Genomic DNA, 22,573 nt, shown 5'->3' on the forward strand with positions numbered 1-22,573 from the left:
GTCACGGATAGTAAACAGTATTCACAAATACCTTTGCCCAGAGTGTTCTACAGAAGCCTCTCACATGATTCACAATGACTGAGTGAATCAGAGCAGTGGTATTGCTCTGGATGGAGTGGCTTTCATTAATCTGCCCAGGAGCTTACTCGTATATCCTGCGTGATCCTACTGAATTCTTAAATAAAACCATCTAGGGATTGGTTATGCCTCCGTAAAAACACATAGAAGAGCTAACAGACTGCCTGAAATCAGTGAGATTCGAAGTCTAGATATAGATATTTATTTAAACTAAACTGATACATTAAAAATACTTATTTGTTTATAGAGAGAAATATTCCATTTATCCTAATCTATCTATTTGAATCTGCCAAAATTAGGGGCGACCCTGTACAGATTTACCTCATTTCAAGTCTGAGGGTTAAGTCATTAATGCTAGCTGTCTACGAGCTTCAAATAGTCCAACAGCAGCACTGACAGACAGGTTCAAACTTCTGACCTGCTCATGGGCCATCGGGATACGAAGCACCGCAGAGCTATCTTGCAGAATATCTGGGGGTAAACCACTGGATTCACTCCCAAAGATCAGCCAATCATCCTCGCAGAATTGGAATTGCAAGTAGCTATGGGTTCCAGATTTGCTGAAGCTAACGGAACGTCCACCTTGTTGCTGACGCACCTGCTCAAAGGTATCCCAAGAAGCATGGGTTTGGAGTTTTACAAAGGGCCAGTAGTCTAGTCCTGCCCGCTTTAAATACCGATCGGATATTTCAAAACCTAAAGGCTCAACCAAATGCAGCTCGGTTTGCGTTGCCGCACAGGTCCGAGCAATATTACCTGTGTTGGGAGGGATCTCAGGATAAACAAGGACAATCCGGAGCATGGCTTAGACGTTAGCTGGTGGACTTTTTATACCGCTACAGGCTCACATAATTTGTTGCGCAGATCAATCTCTGTTTGGGCCATGTTTGCGATCGCATCCTGCATCACAGACCGAATCGACTGCCCCTGTTGATGCTGCCTCAACCATTGTTGAGCCTCATTTCCTTGGTCCAAAATCTGGTGCATCGGCGACAGAAAACAGCTAAATCCTGATTGTTTCGCCATCGGCCATACTTCGGTATACAGCTCTTCAATCCAGTCTCGGGCCAGAATTTTGCGGCCATCTTGCCAATGGGTCAATTCCGCATCCAAACTATGGGTGGCAGCAGCGATTTCATTTGCATCTGCTAGAGCAACCAGGTATTCAGGATCAGTCTTGAAGTTGCTACCCACCAAAGGATCAAGCTGGAGATCATCAAGCAGCTGGAGGATTCGGGCTTCTAGCAACGCTGTAATCGCTAATAAATGGATGGGATGAGTGACGAGATCGCAAATTCTCAACTCCAAGCGATTCAAATCATAGGGACGACGATTGCCGTTGGGGCGCACCGAACTCCACAAGTGGCGCACGTTTTGCATCGTGCCCTGTAATAGCTGTGACTCGGTCCAATCAATAAAATGCTGATGACTGGTAAACAGGGGCACCTGGGCTGGGGTTTTGGGGAAGACGGCCCAACGAGACGAATGATGGCCCGTCACCTGCTCCCCTAAAAAGGGAGAAGAAGCACTTAAGGCCAAAAATAGTGGGGCTTCCATCCGAACTAGGCGACATGCCTGGAAGAGCTGCTCGATGTCAGGAATACCAATATTGATATGAATACTGGCCGTCACAACACTCGTACCGTAGGTCTGCTCAATATAGGAATGGTAAGGATTTTTAGGATCAGACCGATAAAAACGCTGATGATCTGCCAGGGCCAGGGTACTGCCTGGAATCAGGGTATAGTCTCCCAACGTTCGCACATATTCGCGAAGCTGGAGACGAGGTTTGAGAAGATCACAAAGCAGGGGATCATAATGATGGGCTGGGGCAGTCGTATATTCGACATTACGACTGTCAGGTTCTCGCACAAACCCATCTAAATCGGCAACAATTCGGTCGGACAGGCCAACAATCTCACCTGAGGGTTTCCCAGTATACAGTTCTACCTCGAACCCTTTAGAAAGCACCATGCATATCCCTCGCTCTTGTCAAACAGATTATAGGCAGCAGATCTGAATAGACCCTTAGAAAGAGTTAGTAAATTTGATGAGGGCAAACCAAGGTTGAATGTACACCTAAAAATCGAACACGATCAATCAAATAGGTGTACGGCTAGCAATGATGTCGCTCACTCGGCAGATCGTTGTTCACATTCTGACATATTTCGGTGCAGGTGTTGGGTAGAGTCCCGCCCCCCGCAGGACTTCAGCCAAGCCAAAACAAGCATGAGGGCTACAAATGCCGATCATTACCGTTTAGAAAAACGATGTATGGAGTGCTTTCCTATAATCGGTTCAACTTATTCCATGAAAGAACGAATGGTATCTGAGAGAATATCGAGGATTCCAGATTGCTGAATATAGGGTTGAGCTTGTTTTAAGATAGGACCCGCTTCTTTTAAGAGGGGACCTGCATCTTCTAAGAGAGGAGCGGCTTCTTTAAGCAAGGGGCTAGCAGCTCCGATGGCTGGGGCAAATTGCTTACCCTTGGCAATGATGGGGCCATATTTTTGATAGGCTTCCAACAGCCGCTCACCATCTACTTCGACAGTGCTGGTGGGATAACTTTCAAGGGTATCTAGGATGGTAATTTTGCCATCTCGGCTAGCGTCTAATACCAGGGCAGAGCGAATGGCCTGACGACTGGCTCGTTTAGAAGGGGGAGACATGATTTCCCCGGCTTCATCGAGCATGGCATCGCCAAAGGGGGTATTAAGTAACTGATCGAGCTGAGTAGAACTGACGGCAAAGGGGCGAGTGAGAATGTCGCTTACTTTTTCTGGCTCTTGTTCCGCTAACTCTAAATACACTTTTAGATCAGCAGGGGCACGACCTGTGTCAGCCAATTCTCGTAGGGAGCTAACCGGAACCGATCGGGCAATGGGGCCATATTTAAAGACAACCTGTTCTGCAGCCCCAGAAGGTAATGCGCTCAATAGCACAGCCGCACAACTTCCTAATACATAATTCCACCATTTGCTGGTCTGTGATGTTGTTGAACTCATAGCGCTAGGGCCTATACCTTTCCAATCTTAAGAATACCCAATTACCATGACCAAAATGTGATCCCGGAGTTCCTGAAGTCTAAGAGATCTATAGTATTAGGTCGAACCCGTCGGGGATGGAATAGGATTTTGGCTGGGCGTTGATCTGGTATGGAGTGGGCGAAAATGCTCTCAAACCTGCTTCAATAGAAAGGAACGAAATCGGTTTATAGGCTCTGTAGCACTATATTCGAGGCCCAGTTAAAGCCAGCCGTTCAGGGTTTGAAATGGCATGGGGCTTGGAGTGATACAGAGTGATTCACGAAAATTTGGCCACTGAAAGGTAAACGCTTTATGGATGTTATCCCTGCTATTGACTTGTTAGAGGGTCGGTGTGTCCGGCTATATCAAGGGGACTATGACCAATCCCAGGTGTTTTCCGAGAATCCAGTTGAAGTTGCCAAAGCATGGGAAGCACAAGGGGCCAGGTGGCTCCATTTAGTGGATTTGGATGGCGCGAAGACTGGACAGCCCGTGAATCTAGACACCATTGCAGCGGTGGTAGAGGCTTTAGAAATTCCGGTGCAAGTGGGGGGAGGCTTGCGCGATCGCACCCGCGTTACCCAACTCCTCAATTTAGGTGTAAGAAGAGGCATTTTAGGTACGGTAGCCATTGAGAACCCTGATCTAGTGCAGGAGCTATGTCAGGAATTTCCCGATCAGATTGTGGTGGGGATTGATGCAAGGGAAGGCAGAGTGGCCACCCGAGGCTGGTTAGAAACCTCTGAGATCCTGGCGGTAGACTTAGCCCAACGCATGGTGACGGCAGGTGCGGCGGCGATTATTTACACGGATATTCAGCGGGATGGTACATTGCAAGGTCCTAATATTCCGATGCTACGAGAAATGGCTGAGGCGATTACGATTCCGGTGATTGCTTCTGGCGGCGTCAGCTCCATTACAGACCTACTGAATTTGCTAGCTTTAGAGGCTATTGGGGTCACAGGTGCAATTGTGGGTAAAGCCTTATATACAGAAGATATCGCTTTATCAGAAGCCCTTCGGGCCGTGGGTCCGGGTCGCTGGCAGGATGTGCCCCCTGATTTAGGCTCTTCTGCGCTGGCCTAGAAGTGACAACGCCACTCAGCAAACCATTCGAACGGGGGTATTGAAAACACCATGCAATACTTCAAGAGCTATTCAAGCTCAAATTCAACGCTCAGAAGAGGATGAGAATGCTCAAGTACCTCGGCAAGAGCTTCAGCACTTTGCCTGTTTCCTTCCCACAGCAAAAAAGTGCTTGAATTCGTGAATTTATACGTCAATCCATATTGTTTAAAGATAGGGATAGCAGATTTGAGCTGTTTCCAAACATCCTGAGTCCAGTTCGGATCGGACTCGTGTGGCCAAGAAACGATTATCGTGCCATCCTCATTCACCATGTACCTATATATCTTGGATATCTAAGGTTAAAGTAGGCGGTGCCGCAAAATCTCTACAGTCAATCGCCTTCTCTGATAAAGCCATATCAGGATGGACCGAGCATTTCAGACGATACTCGTTGGTGAAATATTGGCAGTTACTACAAGGGATTTGATGCATCCGATTTGAGACTCGGATACTGTATGCGATCGCAGATCCAATATTCCAAAGTATTAACCCCACAATCCCCCAAGCTAAACAAAAGCCTATTCCCACAAACAGAGGATGCAAGAGAGGGGAATAACTAACCCACAGTTGATAAACCATAATGTCTCGCTAACTAAGCCATATGCTGATGGGCAATTAAACTACCCACCCTTACGGTAAAACCTTAAAAACATCGGCTAAGCAAGGATCATAGCTTCGTTATAAATATTTCAATCTCTTTACCCTTGGTAATTGAGCAACACAATTAGGTTACTCATTACCTCAGATTTAAACGTCACTGGTCAAGAAATCTGTGGTCTCACTCCAGTTCCTCTAAATCATCTAGTGTCAGTGGTGCTTGGGCACTATGACGGATATACAACGTATAAACTGTGCCCTCTTGAATCGTAAAAAGAACTCGATATACGTTTTTGTTCTTCCCATACAAGAGTTGGCGTACTTCCTCTGGAAAAATCTCATGTTCGATTGCTAGGGCACAGCGTTGCGGCTTCTCTTGCAGCGTAGCAATCGTATTCATTAATCCTCGGAACCAGCGATCGGCAAACTCAGGATTGCGTTCTCGATACCAGCGATAGGCTTGCTCAATTTGAGCTTCCGCAATTGGAGTGATTTCAACCTGAAATGCCATACTTTTGCTGCATTTCTTGGACAAAATTGCCAACAGGGCGAGTTTGACCAGAGTTGAGTTCCTCAAAGCCTTGCTGAATCCCCTCAATCGTTTCCAACTGATCTATCAGTTGGCGGAGTTTAGTCGGATCGATTTTGCCGGGATCAAGAAAGGTGACGAGAACTTGGGAGTGGTTACTAATATTTTGCGGTAGCTCGGCAAGCTGAATTTGCCCATCCTGATAAGTGCCTTCGATGGTTTTGAGCATAAGGTGTTGTTGGATTGGTGGCTCTTTCAATTTTACCAATGGAAGCCAAAGGATCACCCGAATGTACAGTCTTACCAACCACTTAGCGGCATAACGATTAGGGGCACTGGCGTTTAAATCTAAGATTATCTGTTTAAAAATTAGGGAAGAAGCGTTTTCAGTTTCTTCGTAACCTCAGTAACAGTCTCATCAGGGAGCTTGGCAATAAATTCGGCATTGCGTTGCTGCCAATCTAGGCTTTTGACTTGATCCGATAGAATCACGCCTGATACTTTTTCACTTGACGGAATAACAACCTCAAAGGGATAGCCCTTAATCTGGTTAGTGATGGGACACAAAAGCGCTAAACGGACCTTACGGTTGTAAGCCAATAGTGACAGGATCAAGGCTGGACGCCTGCCTGCTTGTTCATGACCTGTCTGAGGATTAAAATCAATCCACACTGCATCACCCTGTTCGGGGATATAGGACACCATGCTTACCAAGCCTCATTACCGACGGAAGCCGATGTCTCAATTTCGGCATGGATATTCTCTTCCGTAACATCTTCAAGTAGCTGCTCTAGGGAGTAGTGAGTTTCAAGGATGGGAGTAATCACTAACTTACCCTCGACCATGCTTAAATCAACTTCAGTGTCAGGCTGAAGACGGATCTCTGCCGCAAATGATTTGGGAATTCGTAGGGCTAAGCTATTGCCCCACTTTTGCACTTTAGTCTTCATCAGAAACCCATAAGTATATACAAAGAGTATACACAAGCCTAACTGATTGGTGTTAGAGGCGATCTCAAGAATGTTGCAATACAGATAGCCTCATCCAAGTTGTTTTCGGGTCATAAGGACACGAAAATAGCCTCGCCGCGTTCTCCGAATAATCCACTAACCTTCGATAACAACAACAGAGTTGAGTTTCAACGACTAAGCTGTTTGCTAAGCTGAGCGAGGCTCTACACGCCTGGCAATCTCATCACGAGTTGGCAGCGTTTTAAGGTCGTATATCGCTTGAAGATTCAACCAAGAGGCTGCATCGCCTCCAAAGTAGCGGGCTAGTCGCTCTGCCGTATCAGCAGTAACAGACCGACGCTCTTTCACAATCTCGTGAATGCGAGTAGCTGGAACATTTAGGGCCAATGCTAGGGCATTCACACTCATATTAAGAGGGGCAAGGAAATCTTCTCTTAGAATTTCTCCTGGATGTACCGGACGCATACGATTAGTGGCTTTACTCATAATGATTTTTAGTGATAATCAACAATCTCGACATCAGCAGGACCATTTTCGGTCCACACAAAACACACACGAAATTGAGCATTGATGCGAATGCTGTACTGTCCTTTGCGATTCCCTTTCAAGGCTTCAAGTTGGTTGCCGGGAGGGGAACGCAGAAATCCTAGGGTCTGAGCTGCATCTAGTTGAGTCAGCTTGCGAATTGCTACCTCTTTGAAAGCTCTAAATTGGCGAGGATCACCACCTTCGAACAAAGACCGCGTCTGCTTACAGCGAAATGACTGAATCATGCCTAATTTTATTACGCATAACGTAATACGTCGACAGTATAGATATTGACGAGGATCAACTATATACTCTCTTCGATTTTTTTTAGTGAATCCAAGAACTTTGGCTCGCCTAATGCTTTCACCATACCGTTGGGCAAATGCTGCCTGGTTTTTGGGTTAGCCACAAAGGGGGTATCAAGATCTGCAGAAAAGAGAACCATCCCTTCATCTTTCAGTAGATCAAAAATAGCAACCAAGAGTTCGGGGACTAACGCAGGGCGATCAATAACTATCGCATCAGTACTTATTAGACCTCTTTTTCCAGCGGTCATAGATGAGCCACAATCAAGTTCCCACCAGATTGTGTCTTTTATGAAGTATTCTTTTTTCCCAACTTTTTTGAAGGCTTGAGATAGCCTCGAAAGGCGAAATTCTTTAGATTCTTGATTTTCAAAACAATGGATGAACCAATCTACACTCATTTTATTCTGTAAAACCCGTTTGTCGGGCAGGGGCAGCGCAAGAAAAATAAAGCTGTAATATGCTATGGAACTCCATTCTGTTAAAAGGGTTTCCCCATGGCTACAGGATTCAGCAAGCCTCCTTCCTCACCAGCTTCCACTGACTCATCCTCGTCACTACTGCCAACCACGGATTGCGATCAGGCTTATCAACAACTGTCCGAGTGTTTTCAGGAGTTGACTGATCCGCGGGGTGGTCAAGGTGTCCAGCATCCGTTTGTCAGCATCGTCGTGATTGGACTGTTAGCCAGTTTAGGTGGCGCACAGGGGTGGGAAGATATTGAAACCTATGGTCTGAGCCATGAAGATTGGTTGTCGAATTTTCTGAGCCTACCGTCCGGGATACCGACAGCAGACACCTATCGACGAGTGTTTGAGCGTATTTGCCCCACGGCCTTTGAGCGGAGTTTCAATCACTGGTTAGATCAGGTAGTGACGGCCCTCGGCGCTCAAGTGATTCCGATTGATGGCAAACAACTCAGGGGTTCCTATGACCGCAATCAAGACCAATCCGCCTTGCATCTGGTCAGTGCTTGGGCCAGTGAGTATCGGCTATTTCTTGGACAGGTCAAAGTTGCAGACAAGAGTAACGAAATTACCGCTATTCCAGCACTGCTAGAGCTATTAGACATTGCCGGGTGCATTATCACCATTGATGCAATGGGAACTCAGCACGAGATTGCCCATCGCATTCAAGCTAAAGGCGCTGACTATGTGCTGGCCCTCAAAGAGAATCATCCCACGCTGTTTGAGCAGGTTGAGCAATGGTTTGAAACGGCTGAAGCGAATGAGTTTAAGGGCATTGAGTACAGCTATGATGTGCGGGTGGAAGCCGGACACCATCGTCGCGAGAAACGACAAGTTTGGGCGGTGTCCCTTCAACAAATGGGTCCTCTGTACAAGCAGGCGCAGTGGAAGGGCTTGCAAAGCATCGTCAAGGTCGCTCGGACCCGCCACTTGTGGAACAAAACCACCTATGAGGTGATGTTTTACATCAGTTCTCTACCGCCCATTGCTCAGCAGTTGGGCAAAGCCATCCGCCAGCATTGGTCGATTGAGAACCAACTCCACTGGGTCTTAGATGTGACCTTTGGCGAAGATGCCAGCCGCATTCGCACAGGACATGCGCCGGAAAACATGGCCATCCTGAAGCGCTGGAGCATCAACCTCCTGAATCAAGAAACGTCCTTTAAGAAAAGTACCCGTCAAAAACTAAAACGGGCGAGCATGGATGAAGCGTATATGCTCAAAGTTCTAGGTGCTTCTATTCCTTTACAGTCTAGCCTTTCAGAGGCTTGATTTTCTTGCGCTGCCCCTGGTTTGTCGGGCCATAACAAACAGCTTGGATTTCAGGAACTTAACAACCCGCAGAACCAATGCAATGGCTTGTTATACATCTCCCTCTAGCATGGGAAGGTATTTATCGATTTCATCGTCGGATGCCTTCCAATTGTCCCCCCGGACCTCATGAAGTTTGGTAAGGCCAAGTAGTGAAAGCGGATCCTCTGCAACATACTCGTTACCTTTGCCAGAGGCTGTCCAGACCATCTCTTGATCGGCGTTCACGACTCTTGAAGCAATGGTGAATCCCATTGACGCTAATGCGAGAATTGCCGGAACTTCAACATTGGCCATAGATACAATTTTCATAGTCAGAAATTTTGTCCTGATTGTTTGATGCTTAACAGTTAGGGTAGTAGCTGCCAACAGTTACCATTCAGCAGTTATATGAAAATACTACTTGGCGTTCGCGTAATAAATTCGCGAAACAAACATTCGCCTAAATATACCTAAAACCCTCACTAGAAAATGGATACAGCATTAGTTCTGTTTGTGAAAGGCTATTTCTTTCCTCAAAATATTGCATTAGATTGCTCAGTTTATGAGTCTAATCAGACAAAGAATAATCTTTCAGAAGGATGAATTTACAGGCTGTAACGATTACATAGAGAGAGTTATAAGCTTTTTGAACAAGAAATCTTTTTGCATTTCTATAACGCGAACGCCAAGTACTAGGCTGATGTATGAATAGGGATGTTATCGAGCCAATCCCATTGCTCCCTCTCAACTAGCTCAGATAAATCGGCCCAAAGCTCCTTACTCAGACTACCTGTTGCAGCTTCCACGATGTATTGGCCCAAGAGATCCTTCGCTAGCCCAGGATCAGCAGACCATCGCACTAAAAGTCTTTTAAACTCTAGAGTTGCCCCCCGTAAATCACCGGACTTCCAAAGGCAATAAGCTTTTTGCTCCAATAAGAGTTCATAACGCCAAGCCCGAAAACTGGTAAAAAAGGAAGCTTTGACTTGGCTGTAGGCACGATAAGCCTCTACCCATTTCTCAAGATCGTGCAGGCAGTGAGCACGATAAAGCAAAGCCCATTGATGCTCCTTATCCTCTGCTAATACAGCTTCAAAGTGTTGAAGGGCTTCTTCAACGGAATGGCTCTTATCGCGATAACAGAGTGATCCGAGCGTATACTGCACATGCGCATCAGTTGGAGCAAGAGTTTGAGCCTTGTAAGCAGAACGCCATGCAGTGTTCCATACTTTTCTCGCATTAATTTCTTCTAAGCACTCTGCAGTTTCCTGAGCTGATATTGCTCGTGAGTGATGCACAAAGTGATCATCTGGAGTTATGCTCAGGGCTGTCTTATAGACTCTATCGAGAGCAAGCCATGCTCGATAAGACCAGGACAATTCTGGTTCAAGAAATATAGCCAGTTGCTTCAATCGTTCTTGGGGAAGCATGTCAATATGAACCGTATCTTGCAAAAAGATCTTCAGATCAATCTTTTCAGCTTCTGCAACATCACTAATTTCAATATTTTTCTCTAGCCACAACACCATTTCTTGCTTTGGAGACAGCGTACTAGAAGAATGCTGCTTATCAAGTTTTCCTCGAAGTTGAGCACGGTTGCGTTGATCTCTTAGCCCAGTTTTTACTGGAGAACGTGGCATTTACCCCTCCATATCACAAGGAAACTTTACTATAGTTAGCAGGCCACTTCCTTCTTAACATAAGTGAATTGGTGGTTCATCCAACTCTCAATGCAGATTCGAAGTGAATTCCCGATAAAGCAGAGGTTATTTCAGTCGTTCTTGGCACAATTGCCGGAAATGATCGCCTCGTTTCTCAAAGTTTTGATATTGGTCAAAACTAGCACAAGCAGGTGATAAGAGCACACTTTTAGCTTGGAGCGAAGGGGCCAATTCAGCAGCTTTGGTAACCGCCTTATCCATTGTTTCTACGATTTCATAATCGTTATATCCAATCGCCTTAAGGCGCTGGCTAAAAGCATCGGCAGCACTGCCAATCAATAACACCTTGGCCGCTTGAGTCTGAATGGTTTGCAGCCATGCCTGATCGTCACCAACTTTAGCTTCCCCACCCGCGATCAGAATGGCAGGACGATTGACCGCAGCCAAGCCAGTTTGGGCTGCTTCATAATTCGTGGCCTTGCTGTCATTGATAAAATCTATGCCCTGCCAGGTACAGATATGTTCTAGGCGATGGGCCACACCGGGAAACGTGGATACGGCAGTTGCGATCGCATCCTTCTCAATCCCCGCCAAATGAGCCACAGCAACTGCCAGTAAAAGGTTCTGCTGGTTATGAACCCCCAACATCCGCATGGAGGATACCGGCACAATGGGTTCTCCTTCCACCTTCACCCATCCCTCTTCAATAAAAATATTGGGCACTGGACAGCGTTGACCATTACAGGCATCCGGCAAACTGGGGCCATGACTACTCGTCCAATAGGCATCCGCCCATCGCCAAGGCAAGCCTTTGATCAAGCCTTGATCATCACCATTGAGAATTTTCTGTTTGGACTGATTGAGAAGTAGGGCCTTAATTTCGCGATAGCACTCAACGGTGCCGTGCCGCTCCAGATGATCAGGGGAGAAGGTCGTCCAGACACCAATCGTGGGGGCTAGGGTGGGGGAGGATTCAATTTGATAGCTACTCACCTCCGCAATCACCCAGTCCAGCGGATCGCCTGCTAGGGCCAATTCACAGGCACTGTAGCCAATATTGCCGCAGGCGGGTGCCCGCAACCCCGCCGCCTTAAAGATGGCTTCAACAATCGCAGTGGTAGTGGTTTTGCCATTGGTCCCCGTAATTCCGACCCAAGGATATTGCTTGAGGTATCGCCAGGCCAGTTCAAGTTCACCAAAGGTCTCAATGCCTTGAGATCGTGCCTCTTCCAGGGCAGGCAACTGCCACGGCACTCCAGGACTGACCACAATCCGATCAGGGCGAGTCAGCCCCAGGTCCGCCAAGGCTGATAGGGAAAATTTCAGATTTAAATGGACGGAGATACCTTCTGTTGCCAAGGTTTTCTGAGTCGCCACTAACCCTTCTGAATGGCCTGCATCACCCACCGAAACTTGCCACCCCTCCCGGCGCAGCAGACGAGCAGCCGCGATACCGGAGCGACCAAGACCAATAATATGAACAGCAGGCATAGAAGGGAGCAAAGTGATTCAGCAATCCTGATCGTATCGCTTGGTGGTCCCTTTGCTCCAATTAAATGCTTCTTAGGGATAAATTAAAATCTTATAGGTCTCAGGTCCAGGAGAAACCGCCTGCTCGACCGCATTCGCTAAGTCTTGAAGCGGATAGCGATCGCTGACTAAGGCATCGACATCAATTCGCTGGTTGAAAATAATGTCCGCCGACTGTTTCTGTAATCGAAAAGAAGAGCTATAGCTACCAATCAAATCGATTTCGCGACGATACAAGACATTGGGATTAATGGGAATTTCGACCTCATCCGGGAATTCAGCGAAGAACAGAATCTTGCCTCCCTTGCGGGTACAGTCGAGGGCTTGGAAAAAAGCTTTATCACTGGGCACTGCCAACAGGCTGACATCTACCCCCATACCATTCGTCAGGTCTTGAATCTTTGTGGCTAGGTCTGGATCGCGGGCATCAAAGGCCGCCGTCGCTCCGACTTGCTTCGCTTTTTCAATCCGTGTGGGTAAGAGATCGGTTGTAATGGCCCGGCCTCCCACATAATTGACGAGCATGACGAACATTAAGCCAATCGGGCCAGCTCCCGTAATCAGCACCGTTTGCCCTGGCTTGATATCGGCTTTGGTGACGGCCTTCAAACAGCAGTTAGTGGGTTCAACAAAGCTCGCTTGCTCAAAGGAAATATCATCAGGGATTTCGATTAAGCCACCCCGCTCAACAATATGCCCCGGCACTTTCACATAATCAGCAAACCCACCGCCGCTGGGGCTAAATCCTGCCGTGGTGGTGATATTTTTATACACGTCGCACATGGAGAAGTTGTCATTTAGACAATACTCACAGTGCATACAGGGAATATGGTGCAGAACAACCACCCGTTGCCCCACCTGCCAGTCTTTAACCTCAGAACCCACAGCCGCAATCTCGCCTGCCGTCTCATGACCAAAGATTCGGGGCGGCTCGTAGAGGGGATAGCGAATTTTTTTAATGTCGGATTGACAGAGACCCACTACTTTGACTTGAACGAGAACCTCATCTGCACCTACCTCAGGCTTTGGTATCTCTTCATAGCTGAGCTGATTAACCCCGCGAAAGACTTGAGCTTTCATGCTTCCCGAACCCTAACAAACGTCTGTTTTCAGCTTATCGTGTTGCTTCCTGCCCCTCAAGCTATGAAACCCCACCAGCAGGCAGGGTTTCATTTTAATGATTATGGGAGGTGTTGGGGGCTAGGCACCATCATTGGATGCCAGTTGTTGGGCATTAGGCAGGCGAACTTTATCCGCTAAGCCCAGAGATTGGAGTAACTGCACCATCATCCAAGTGGTATCAATTTCCCACCATTGCAAGCCATGGCGAGCAGACTGAGGAAACGCATGGTGGTTATTGTGCCAGCCTTCACCATAGGTGAGGAGGGCAACCCACCAGCAATTGGTGGATTGGTCATCAGACTCATAGGTTTTATAGCCAAACTTATGGGTGGCACTATTTACAAACCAAGTACAGTGATACACCAACACCAAGCGGACAAAAATACCCCAAACTACTAGAGGCCAACCGCCAATAAAGTAAAGTAACACCCCAAAGACAATTTGCATGGGGAAGAAGTAGTCATCTAAAAACCGATAAAAGGGATCGGTGTTGATGTCTTTCGTCAGTTTGTCAATGTCTGCTTCTGCAGGGATTTCATGAATCATCCAGCCCATATGGCTCCACCAGAAGCCGTTACGGGAATTATGCTGATCCAGATCCGTATCAGAATGCATATGGTGGTTGCGATGCAAGCCAACCCACCAAATCACGCCGCCCTCACAGGCTAAGGATCCGCAAAAGACGAGAAAATACTCCAGCCACTTGGGGGTTTTGAAACTGCGGTGGGTGAGCATCCGATGCCAACCCAGGGTGATACCGAGTCCACCGGTAACCCAGTGAAAAAAGACGGCAAAGCCGACGGCTGCCCAGCTAAAGTTGCTAGGTAAGAAGGCAAATAATGCTCCAATATGGATGGCAATTAGGACCACAATAAAGGTCCAATCACGCTTAAGCTGTGATGGCGGTGTTGCGATAGTCATTTAGTCTCTTTGTAAATGAATATTTCGACAAGAAAACAAGGGTAAATCTAATCCAGGATTCTCAAACTTGCCTAATCTCCGCCTAAGCTCTGTACGTCCACAGCGATCAAAATCAAGCCTTGGCTGTACGTTGTAAAGAAAAAGTTGCTCTATGAAACCCCTTACACAGCTAGAGGCAGCCGAACAGGCAATGTCTCTCATCTTTTCTAAGATTGACACTCAAGTCAAGAAAAACTTAACACAAATATTAAAATCTTTTCATAATTGCCGCTTGGGTCCCCATCATTTTGCTAGTGTATCGGGTTACGGTCATGACGATTTAGGGCGGCAAGTCCTGGATCAAGTCTTTGCCGAAGTCATGGGCGCAGAAGCAGCTCTAGTGCGGGTCCAATTTGTATCCGGTACCCATGCGATCGCAGCTGCTCTATTTGGCGTATTGCGCCCTGGTGACCAGATGTTATCCGTGGCCGGAGCCCCCTACGATACTTTAGAAGAAGTGATTGGCATTCGCGGAGAAGGCCAAGGCTCCCTTAAAGAGTTTGGGGTGGAGTATCGGCAACTGGAGTTAACCCCAGCCGGAACCATCGATTGGCCAGCCTTAGAAACCAGCATTCAACCCCAAACGCGCCTCGTCTTGATTCAACGATCCTGTGGCTATAGTTGGCGGCCCAGTTTAAGTATTGAAGAGATTGGCAAAATTGTGGACCGGGTAAAAGCCCAAAACCCGAATACTATTTGTTTTGTTGATAATTGCTATGGGGAATTTATCGCAGATCGGGAGCCTCCCGCCGTCGGGGCCGATCTGATTGCTGGGTCCCTAATTAAAAATCCTGGGGGCACCATTGTCACTGCCGGGGGATATATTGCTGGGCGGCGTGATCTGGTGGAAGCTGCAGCCTGTCGATTGACCTCACCAGGGATTGGCTCAGCCGGAGGAGCGACCTTGGATCAAACCCGGTTGATGTTTCAAGGGTTATTTTTAGCCCCGCAAATGGTGGGGGAAGCCATGAAGGGCAATCATCTAGTGGCCCATGTGTTTCAGGAGCTGGGCTATCCAGTTAATCCCTTGCCCGAAGCCCCGCGTCGAGATGTGATCCAGGCGGTAAAGCTCGGATCTGCAGAAAAATTAGTGGCCTTTTGTCAGGCTTTTCAGCAATATTCACCCGTGGGGTCTTATCTCGATCCGATGCCTGCTCCGATGCCGGGCTATGAGAGTAATTTAGTGATGGCGGGGGGCACTTTTATAGATGGCAGTACCTCAGAACTCTCTGCCGATGGACCGTTGCGAGAGCCCTATATTGTCTTCTGTCAGGGAGGAACCCATTGGACTCATGTTGCGATCGCATTAGAAGCTGCCATTGAAGCCGTCGGTCCCGCCTCTTAATCAAAAAGGGCCTGTTGATGTAACAGGCCCCCGATTATTTCAAATTTGCGGTGATTTAAAAGACCTGCTCAACCTCAGCAATCTCAGGGATGGTGTCTCTTAATTTGCGTTCAATCCCCATCTTTAAAGTCATGGCAGAGCTAGGACAAGATCCACAGGCCCCTTGTAGGCGTAGCTTCACTACAGGACCTTCGACTTCAACCAACTCAACATTGCCGCCGTCTGCCATCAGGTAGGGACGCAGCTCATCTAATACTGTTTCGACGTTTTCGGGATTAAGTTCTAACGTTTGTGACATGACTAAACCTTGGTGTGCTGATCTATATTGTAGCGATTGCAGTAGAGACCTTATACGCCTGAACGATATCCATCTCTAACTGCCTGCAGAGAGTCCCTGCATTAATGAGGGTCTCAAATAGTCAAAAATAAAGGGTGAAGGCTAACCTTCACCCTTATTAAAAATTAGGAGCTTGAACTATCACCTTGCAAGAGACAATTCTTCCGTTTCTACCCTTAAGCTAGGGAATAGAAAATGATTCTCTTCGACATATTGAGCACCGAACAAACCTTTTTCGGCCCAAAAATACCGATCAGTGGTATGTTCGTTGCGTTTGACGAGAAGTAAAGCGGGTGGAATAACCCCTTCCGTTTTAATATACTTCCGGGCTGCCGTTACTGGCTTATCCTCACCACTCTCGATACTGAACTGAGGAACATTTTCCAAAATTCGACGTCCTTCCTGTCGACGACGACTTTTGCGTTTCCGTCTTCTTGCCAAACCCAAGACCTCCTTAAGCTATACCGCAGTGTAGTCAAAGTTACAAAAGCTTAATGAGTATAACTGGAGACAAATTAGAATTCAACTTTATCTTAAGTTTTGATAAGCGAAAATAGGTTGACAAACGATTTATTGCACCTTATGAGCTTTTTTAGATGTAAAAAATTGTAAAGTTTCCTCAGGGATTTATGAGACAATTCGGGGTTAGCCTTCGACCTTAGCCTGGTAGTCTGACGCCGACATAGCCTTGTCTAAAGCCGCAGATCCACTCACCTTAATCTTGAGTAGCCAACCGTTATTGTAGGGATCTTCTGCGAGTTGTTCAGGGGCATCGGCAATGGCGGTATTGCACTCCAATACTGTTCCATTAATCGGAGCATAAATATCTTCTACGGCTTTGACGGATTCGATATTTCCCATCGTCTCCCCTTGGGATAATTCATCACCCACTTCTGGCAATTCAATAAAGACAATATCCCCTAACTGATCAATGGCAAATGCGGTGATACCAACCGTGGCAACATCTCCCTCCAAACGAACATATTCGTGGGAGTCCATATATTTCAAATTGTCGGGATATTCAAAACTCATAATGGGGTGCCTCAGTCAGTAAGGAAGTTGAGTAGGATTTCAGGAGAATCATCCAAACCATATTTTGCCTTAAATCTTACGCTTTAGGTCGCCGATAAAAGGGCTTTTTAACAACCGTTGCCGGTTGGGGCTTCTTGCGGATTAATACCGCTACTTCCGTACCGGATTTGGCATAAGCCGTTGGGACATAGGCGAGGGCAATCGATTTACCCAAAGTGGGTGAAAAACTGCCGCTGGTGACAATGCCCACTTCTTGGTCATTGACCCAAACGGGATAATCATGACGAGCAATATGGCGCCCCTGCATTTCCAGAGCCACTAACTTACGGGGCGGTCCCTCTGCTTGCTGCTTCTTGAGGGTGTCTTGGCCAATAAACTCACCTTGATCTAGATTAACCAACCATCCCAACCCGGCTTCGTAGGGGGTTGTAGTGTCATTAATATCTTGACCATAAAGCGCCATAGCGGCTTCTAGTCTTAAGGTATCGCGGGCTCCCAAACCGCAGGGAGCAACGCCAGCCTCCAAAAGGGTTTGCCAGAGTTTCTTACCCGTCTCTGGATCGATCATGACTTCAAACCCATCTTCGCCCGTATATCCGGTGCGGGCAAACCAGGCAGGTTGCTCCAGGATGGTGCCAGACTGATGGCGATAGTTGCGAATGGCTGAGAGCTCGGTGGGGGTGAAGCGCTGCAGGGTTGCGATCGCATCGGGTCCTTGCACGGCAATTAGCACATGGGAGTCGGAAACATCCTCAAACCCAATCGCTTCAGCGGAAACATTCTCTAATAACCAGGCTTTGTCCTTAGCCGTAGTCGAGGCATTGACAATCAGCTTGCCAATTTCTGCTCCTGAGTCTGAGATCCCCTCAAAGTAAAAGATTAGATCATCAATAATCCCAGCTTGCTCATTCAAAAAGACAGAGTACTTTGCTTGCCCCGGTTCAAGCTGACTGAGATCAGAGGGGACTAAGGGCTGCAGTTTCTGCCGTAAGTTATCTCCCTTGAGCAAGAACTTACCCATATGAGAGATATCAAACATGCCCACTTTTTGACGGACGCTTTGATGCTCAACGGTGATGCCTTCATATTGAACAGGCATATTCCAACCCCCAAAGCCCATCATCCGAGCATTGAGCTGCTGATGTTGCTCTAGTAAAGGAGTCGGTTTCAAGGAGTCTGCCATGGTAATCCACGTTTGCACTAAGCTTCTGGCTGGGCTCGATGTAACACACCATCTGCGAACCAGCCCTCGCATTTATATCATGAACCCAGTGTCCAGATCAGTGCCGTAGCGATATAACCACTGATCTGTTGGGAATATCTTTAAGAAACGAATTCATTGATAAATCTGGTGTTGAGGCCATTGGATTGAACTCGATATCTAATTCCTATCGCGAGATTTTTCCCACACAGATATGTGAGATCGACTGGTGTTCGTAAACGGCTCCTTGTTCCAACCGCCCCATCTTGCTTTTAACTTTAAGTTGGCGAGCCTCGCCATCAGATCCAGCTCTGATGGCCAAACGTAGCGAAAAGGCGTTGAGGACAGTTCTGTGTCTCGATCACGAATGCGCATATGGTACGACTTGAGGGATTGGGATACGACATCATAGTCATCTATGCCCCAATGATCCGCTCCAAACTCAAAAACATGTTTGGTTTCACCAAAGGGGATGCACTGCAGCGCAGGTACCATAACCTCAATCACAAAACTGCCGCCAGGTTCGAGATGTATGGCTGCGTTTTGGAAACATCTAATTTGTTCATCCTGGGTTGTCAGGTTCATGATGGTATTGAAAACCAGATAGACAAGGGAGAAGGTTCCATTGCAAGGTGTGGTCGCAAAATCACCTTGAGTCACAGGAATGCGATCTGTTTTTTCAGTAAGCTTAGTAAGCATTGCTTCAGAAAGATCGATGCCATGAACTTCAACACCTGACTGTTCCAGTGGTATAGCGATTCGACCTGTGCCAACGCCAAATTCGAGTGCCCTACCAGATCCAGCAAGTTTTGCCAGAAAATCAACGACAGGTTTCACTAATTCAGCGTTGGAAGACTCAACGTCTTCATCATAATTTTTAGCGACTTTTTGAGGGAAATAGTCGTTAGTATTCATGATTCAAAAGGAAACAGATAGGAAGATCAATATCAATCGTTGAGACACCTGGGTGAGCTACTTTTGCCAGAGATGAAGACTTGAAATCATCAAGAGACCACCCACCAGGACTAGCAAAGCAAAACTATCACTACACATGTAAAAAGCCCTTCATGCGGATATTGGTTGGTCGAGGAAGCAAGCGGTTTTTATAGAGTCTGTCATAATGTCTACTCTAGCGTTGAACTAGTAGCTAGCATTGATGTAATGGGTCTTGGGATCTCTAAACCAAGCACCTATGGCCCAATCGTTTGGTTGTAAACGACAGCGATAAATTCGTTCGTTCAAGGTGAGGTTCACTTCCGGTAAGGAGCCAGAAGAAATTTCCAGCTTCGTTCACGACGCTGATAGTCTACGGGACATAAGTCAGCCCGCTCCTGAGGAAGATCGCCGCTGGTGACAAAGTTCGCAAACTTCTCAGGATTACTGCCATAAATAATGCAAGAAACGGTATAAAAACGCTGTGCCCCTAAACCATGGGATGTCCAAAACGGTAGTTCTTGAAGTTGCTCTTCTTCTTCCGCATCCACATCAAACTGATCGATGCCAGCGATGACTGCATCATCGTCTTGCAGTTCTAACAACATCATTGTGGCGAACTCATCCACAACATTCTCTTCTAGCCCGGTAATGGGAAGTTGGTATTGGTCCACAAAAGCATGACCCAGTTCGTGAAAAAACGTGAACAGAGCGGAGTAGATCACCTCATCTGCATAGGCTTCAGAAGACTGATTATCTTCGCCCAAAATGTCGGTATATTGCTTGAGCAGCTCGTAACACATTTCGATTTTGACTTGCTCAGGATCATAAAACGCATTCGCTTCACCACATTCTTGAAAGCTAACTGTGATGTCTCTGGGTAAAGCAAACTTGGTATTGAGCTGGGCAATCAATCCATCTGATTCCTGGGGCACAGAAAATTCCAGGGAATCTTGGAGAGCTGCATAGATAACATTGAAGTTCGCATCCCTCGGCTGCACATAAACGATCCGCAGGTCACCTTGGTCGGTAATTTTATGGCGAGCCAGTTGGGCAACTTTGATCGGTTTATTTTGAGGTGAGGCATTGATTAAAGGACTCGTGCATCCCGAAGTGGCCCATAGTACGCTGCTTATCGCAACACCCCACTGCCAAGATTTAAACCGAGCATGCTTAACCATAAGTGATACCCCTTTACACTAGCCAGATACGACATTAAGTTGACCACTCCCAATACTCATGACATGGCCCAACAATACCTTCAAGCAATTGTCGAAATTTGGGATCCCATACTTCCTGGTCACAATCCGACACATAAACATAGAAACGTGCAAATTCCATTGACTCAACGTAATTCAAGTCCTTGATACACAGCTTTGAAGTACAAAAAGGACAGGTGATGGCACGATCTTGCAACGCAGTCTTAGAATCTTCTTTACATACTTCGTTTACATTATCCATTACATCGGAAGAGCATTTTGGGCATTTGATTTCATAAAGGTAGTTTGGAACAGGGTGTTCTTTTGATTCGTCAACGATTCCCATTCCGCCAAACTTCGCCTTAATATCAAGGTCGCAATCTGGGAATGGGCGGTCTGCATCGCGAAAAGCACGAATTCGATTCAAAATTACTGGTGTTTTGAGGAACACACCGTACTCCCAAAGCCTTTCGGCTAATTCCTCTCCACATCCTGACCACTGGTCTTGGTTCTCGGGTACATAATAAACACTAACCTGTCCCAAGTCTCGTCTCCTATTGCAATAATAAGACTTCCATGAATTTATACTGGGACATCGATTTCAGATAAGAATCATTTAATTCTGAAATAGATATTAGTTTTCGGAATTTTATTGATTTAAAGCTTACGGTTTTTGATATCTCGGAAGATTGCAAAAAAGCTGTTACCAAATTTGCAACCCCTGTCAAACCTAAGGGCAGTTGGGCTAGAGTCGGAATGAACAGCTCTACTTGGAACTCATCCACTATTCGGGAGATCCATCTAAGCCATCCTTGTTGTCGAGATTTTCATATGTTTAAACGATTGCCCGTCATTCAAACCCTCTTCAGTACCCTAGCGGTATCTATGGTGCTGACGTCTTCAGCCCTAGCGACAAAGCCAACCTTGATTGCCGAGGAAGAATCGTTTAATCCCATTGCCCCCAAATCAGAATCTGCGCCGGTGGAGAACAGCGATGTCATAGAGCCCCAGCCCCGCCGCCGCCCGATCTTCGATAATGGCTATCAACGGGTGATTGACCAAACGGTGCAAATGGTCACCAATCCCAAAGCTCAACGGTTGGCCCAACGGTTTGGCTTAAATATCCTCAACGTTACTTGGGAAGATACGGGACGCTACAAAAACTCCTCCGTTGGTCCCAACATTAGCGATATGACGATTCAAGTCCAACATCGCGATCCAAAGACTCGGTCCAATCGCCTGCATCTCATGCCTGTGATTCGACATCCCAACTTTTCTGATAAAACTGCTGATGTTCGCCTCGATCGGTTTTTCCTCAAAGTCGGCAATGAGAAAGGGGCAAAATTACGCAAAGTGGCCCTCAAAGATATTTTGAAAGACCCACGAAGATACCTGCATCAGCCCAACTCTTGGACAGGCCGTCAAAAATCACTTTTGGCCCCTCGCGATACCCATGCGTTGGTCAGTGCTCAAGCCAGTTTCCTACCGATACCCAAGGGCGGCAAGGCTGAATTCAATCCGGTACTGTTCAATTACCAGTCCTATGCAGATAACCCTGCAGTCCTTACGATTCTGGCGACCCGCGAAGGGACCAGCATGACGGTGATTGATAATAAGCGCGATGCCTTCTCTGCAGGTCAGACTTGGGGACAACGGTTGTTCTTTAACCAAAATGGTGAGCGAGCCAGTTTGACGGGGCAGCGAGCCAGCGATTTTGTTAGTAGTGGTCAGTCTTCTTCTGCATCGGCCAGTAGCTCTAAGGAGGTGGAAGACCGAGGCTTAAATATGGTGCTGCTCATTCAAGTCCCTCTCAAACAGAAACGGCCACCCATGCCATTGTTTGCACCTGAAGCGATGGAGGATAGCGCAGTCGGTGCGAGTGCCCCCACGGCAAAAGCCCAACGCAGTAATGTTGAGGCTGCCGTCATTGGTCATGGTGAAGTGGAGGGGCCGTTTACCGAAATTGATAACTTGGCCATTGAGCGCGATCCGCGTTTTCCGGTTCGGGTCACAGTCCAGTTCTATAAAGCCACCAGCAATGGGGCTGTGTCTCAGGCCGATATGAAGCACATTAACCAACAAATCGCTCGGGTCTATGACGATGCCGACTATGTGGGCAGTTTAGTGGTCGAGGGAGATACGGGGCGCCCCACAGAGTATGACAGCTCTAAACAGGAACCCCCCACTTGGTGGCAGGAATTCTGGAAGCGGCATCGTTCCAATACCGGACAATCGAAGGAAGATGCTTGGGAAATGCTCAATCGGCTCATGGCGCAAGCATGGTCTGAGAATTCTGATTCCTAAGTGGGTTAATGCCTAGGGCTTTCA

At 47.1% G+C, this 22,573-nt stretch carries 27 protein-coding genes; 4 read left to right on the top strand and 23 right to left on the bottom strand.

Annotated elements, in window-relative coordinates; all coding sequences use genetic code 11:
- Positions 1-418: 418 nt before the first annotated feature.
- The 3 genes from ON05_RS27200 to ON05_RS27210 form a co-directional block, all read right to left on the bottom strand.
- A complete protein-coding gene (locus ON05_RS27200; RefSeq protein WP_010478101.1) occupies positions 419-880 on the bottom strand; it encodes a tRNA (cytidine(34)-2'-O)-methyltransferase in 462 nt (153 codons plus the stop codon).
- 26 nt (positions 881-906) lie between these two features.
- On the bottom strand, positions 907-2,052 hold the full coding sequence (gshA, locus tag ON05_RS27205; RefSeq protein ID WP_010478103.1) for a glutamate--cysteine ligase: 1,146 nt from the start codon (positions 2,050-2,052) through the stop codon (positions 907-909).
- Positions 2,053-2,381: 329 nt separating this feature from the next.
- On the bottom strand, positions 2,382-3,086 hold the full coding sequence (locus tag ON05_RS27210) for an alpha/beta hydrolase (RefSeq protein ID WP_029315505.1): 705 nt from the start codon (positions 3,084-3,086) through the stop codon (positions 2,382-2,384).
- Between the two features lie 333 nt (positions 3,087-3,419).
- Between ON05_RS27210 and hisA the strand changes: the two genes are divergently transcribed.
- Positions 3,420-4,193: a 1-(5-phosphoribosyl)-5-[(5-phosphoribosylamino)methylideneamino]imidazole-4-carboxamide isomerase gene (gene hisA, locus ON05_RS27215; protein WP_010478107.1), complete on the top strand. Its 774-nt coding sequence runs from the start codon at positions 3,420-3,422 to the stop codon at positions 4,191-4,193.
- A 318-nt stretch (positions 4,194-4,511) separates the two neighbouring features.
- Here the strand turns inward: hisA and ON05_RS27220 are convergent, their stop codons facing one another.
- The 8 genes from ON05_RS27220 to ON05_RS27255 all read right to left on the bottom strand — a co-directional run bounded on the left by ON05_RS27220 (position 4,512) and on the right by ON05_RS27255 (position 7,566).
- Positions 4,512-4,814 (bottom strand): hypothetical protein, encoded by a 303-nt coding sequence (locus ON05_RS27220; RefSeq protein ID WP_010478111.1) that lies wholly within the window; start codon positions 4,812-4,814, stop codon positions 4,512-4,514.
- A 199-nt stretch (positions 4,815-5,013) separates the two neighbouring features.
- Complete coding sequence (locus tag ON05_RS27225; RefSeq protein WP_010478112.1) at positions 5,014-5,343, bottom strand: type II toxin-antitoxin system RelE/ParE family toxin; 330 nt, start codon at positions 5,341-5,343, stop codon at positions 5,014-5,016.
- On the bottom strand, positions 5,327-5,590 hold the full coding sequence (locus tag ON05_RS27230; RefSeq protein WP_010478114.1) for a hypothetical protein: 264 nt from the start codon (positions 5,588-5,590) through the stop codon (positions 5,327-5,329). Before ON05_RS27230 ends, ON05_RS27225 begins: the two co-directional genes overlap by 17 nt.
- Before the next feature lie 140 nt (positions 5,591-5,730).
- A complete protein-coding gene (gene mazF / locus ON05_RS27235) occupies positions 5,731-6,066 on the bottom strand; it encodes an endoribonuclease MazF (RefSeq protein WP_010478116.1) in 336 nt (111 codons plus the stop codon).
- A gap of 2 nt (positions 6,067-6,068) precedes the next feature.
- Positions 6,069-6,311, bottom strand: coding sequence for an AbrB/MazE/SpoVT family DNA-binding domain-containing protein (locus tag ON05_RS27240; RefSeq protein WP_010478119.1), 243 nt, complete (start codon positions 6,309-6,311; stop codon positions 6,069-6,071).
- A 207-nt stretch (positions 6,312-6,518) separates the two neighbouring features.
- Positions 6,519-6,818 (bottom strand): HigA family addiction module antitoxin, encoded by a 300-nt coding sequence (locus tag ON05_RS27245; protein WP_039781435.1) that lies wholly within the window; start codon positions 6,816-6,818, stop codon positions 6,519-6,521.
- Positions 6,819-6,826: 8 nt separating this feature from the next.
- Positions 6,827-7,105, bottom strand: coding sequence for a type II toxin-antitoxin system RelE/ParE family toxin (locus tag ON05_RS27250; protein ID WP_029315507.1), 279 nt, complete (start codon positions 7,103-7,105; stop codon positions 6,827-6,829).
- 59 nt (positions 7,106-7,164) lie between these two features.
- On the bottom strand, positions 7,165-7,566 hold the full coding sequence (locus ON05_RS27255; protein WP_010478124.1) for a hypothetical protein: 402 nt from the start codon (positions 7,564-7,566) through the stop codon (positions 7,165-7,167).
- A gap of 96 nt (positions 7,567-7,662) precedes the next feature.
- On the opposite strand from ON05_RS27255, the gene ON05_RS27260 reads away from it, so the two are divergent.
- Positions 7,663-8,904: an ISAs1 family transposase gene (locus ON05_RS27260; RefSeq protein WP_262561900.1), complete on the top strand. Its 1,242-nt coding sequence runs from the start codon at positions 7,663-7,665 to the stop codon at positions 8,902-8,904.
- A gap of 90 nt (positions 8,905-8,994) precedes the next feature.
- Here ON05_RS27260 and ON05_RS27265 read toward each other — a convergent pair whose 3' ends face one another.
- From ON05_RS27265 to ON05_RS27285, 5 genes are all read right to left on the bottom strand, one after another.
- Positions 8,995-9,240 (bottom strand): hypothetical protein, encoded by a 246-nt coding sequence (locus ON05_RS27265; RefSeq protein ID WP_139026117.1) that lies wholly within the window; start codon positions 9,238-9,240, stop codon positions 8,995-8,997.
- A 377-nt stretch (positions 9,241-9,617) separates the two neighbouring features.
- Entirely contained in the window at positions 9,618-10,565 is a 948-nt protein-coding gene (locus ON05_RS27270) for a lipopolysaccharide assembly protein LapB (RefSeq protein ID WP_010479935.1), read from the bottom strand.
- Positions 10,566-10,691: 126 nt separating this feature from the next.
- The gene (gene murD / locus ON05_RS27275; RefSeq protein WP_010479936.1) at positions 10,692-12,077 is read right to left on the bottom strand and encodes a UDP-N-acetylmuramoyl-L-alanine--D-glutamate ligase; all 1,386 of its coding nucleotides are present in this window, start codon (positions 12,075-12,077) and stop codon (positions 10,692-10,694) included.
- A gap of 72 nt (positions 12,078-12,149) precedes the next feature.
- Positions 12,150-13,196, bottom strand: coding sequence for a zinc-dependent dehydrogenase (locus ON05_RS27280; protein WP_010479937.1), 1,047 nt, complete (start codon positions 13,194-13,196; stop codon positions 12,150-12,152).
- Between the two features lie 120 nt (positions 13,197-13,316).
- The gene (locus ON05_RS27285; RefSeq protein ID WP_010479938.1) at positions 13,317-14,159 is read right to left on the bottom strand and encodes an acyl-CoA desaturase; all 843 of its coding nucleotides are present in this window, start codon (positions 14,157-14,159) and stop codon (positions 13,317-13,319) included.
- Between the two features lie 151 nt (positions 14,160-14,310).
- Here ON05_RS27285 and ON05_RS27290 point away from each other — a divergent pair, with 151 nt between their 5' ends.
- Positions 14,311-15,543, top strand: a complete 1,233-nt coding sequence (locus tag ON05_RS27290; RefSeq protein WP_010479940.1) for a methionine gamma-lyase family protein — start codon at positions 14,311-14,313, stop codon at positions 15,541-15,543.
- A gap of 55 nt (positions 15,544-15,598) precedes the next feature.
- On the opposite strand, the gene ON05_RS27295 is transcribed toward ON05_RS27290, so the two are convergent.
- From ON05_RS27295 to ON05_RS27325, 7 genes are all read right to left on the bottom strand, one after another.
- Positions 15,599-15,841: a NifU family protein gene (locus tag ON05_RS27295; protein WP_010479941.1), complete on the bottom strand. Its 243-nt coding sequence runs from the start codon at positions 15,839-15,841 to the stop codon at positions 15,599-15,601.
- A 180-nt stretch (positions 15,842-16,021) separates the two neighbouring features.
- Positions 16,022-16,321, bottom strand: a complete 300-nt coding sequence (locus ON05_RS27300; protein ID WP_012162079.1) for a DUF3155 domain-containing protein — start codon at positions 16,319-16,321, stop codon at positions 16,022-16,024.
- Between the two features lie 204 nt (positions 16,322-16,525).
- Entirely contained in the window at positions 16,526-16,912 is a 387-nt protein-coding gene (gcvH, locus tag ON05_RS27305) for a glycine cleavage system protein GcvH (protein WP_010479943.1), read from the bottom strand.
- Between the two features lie 76 nt (positions 16,913-16,988).
- Positions 16,989-18,095 carry a glycine cleavage system aminomethyltransferase GcvT gene (gene gcvT / locus ON05_RS27310; RefSeq protein ID WP_010479944.1) on the bottom strand — a complete coding sequence of 369 codons (1,107 nt, stop codon included), beginning with the start codon at positions 18,093-18,095 and terminating at the stop codon, positions 16,989-16,991.
- Positions 18,096-18,293: 198 nt separating this feature from the next.
- On the bottom strand, positions 18,294-19,028 hold the full coding sequence (locus ON05_RS27315) for a class I SAM-dependent methyltransferase (RefSeq protein WP_010479946.1): 735 nt from the start codon (positions 19,026-19,028) through the stop codon (positions 18,294-18,296).
- 335 nt (positions 19,029-19,363) lie between these two features.
- On the bottom strand, positions 19,364-20,227 hold the full coding sequence (locus tag ON05_RS27320) for a DUF4344 domain-containing metallopeptidase (RefSeq protein WP_010479950.1): 864 nt from the start codon (positions 20,225-20,227) through the stop codon (positions 19,364-19,366).
- 34 nt (positions 20,228-20,261) lie between these two features.
- Positions 20,262-20,789, bottom strand: a complete 528-nt coding sequence (locus tag ON05_RS27325) for a hypothetical protein (protein WP_010479952.1) — start codon at positions 20,787-20,789, stop codon at positions 20,262-20,264.
- A 287-nt stretch (positions 20,790-21,076) separates the two neighbouring features.
- Between ON05_RS27325 and ON05_RS27330 the strand changes: the two genes are divergently transcribed.
- Positions 21,077-22,549, top strand: a complete 1,473-nt coding sequence (locus ON05_RS27330) for a hypothetical protein (protein ID WP_262562388.1) — start codon at positions 21,077-21,079, stop codon at positions 22,547-22,549.
- Positions 22,550-22,573: the final 24 nt, after the last annotated feature.

It is taken from the genome of Acaryochloris sp. CCMEE 5410 (assembly GCF_000238775.2).
In the GTDB taxonomy this organism is placed as follows: Bacteria; Cyanobacteriota; Cyanobacteriia; order Thermosynechococcales; family Thermosynechococcaceae; genus Acaryochloris.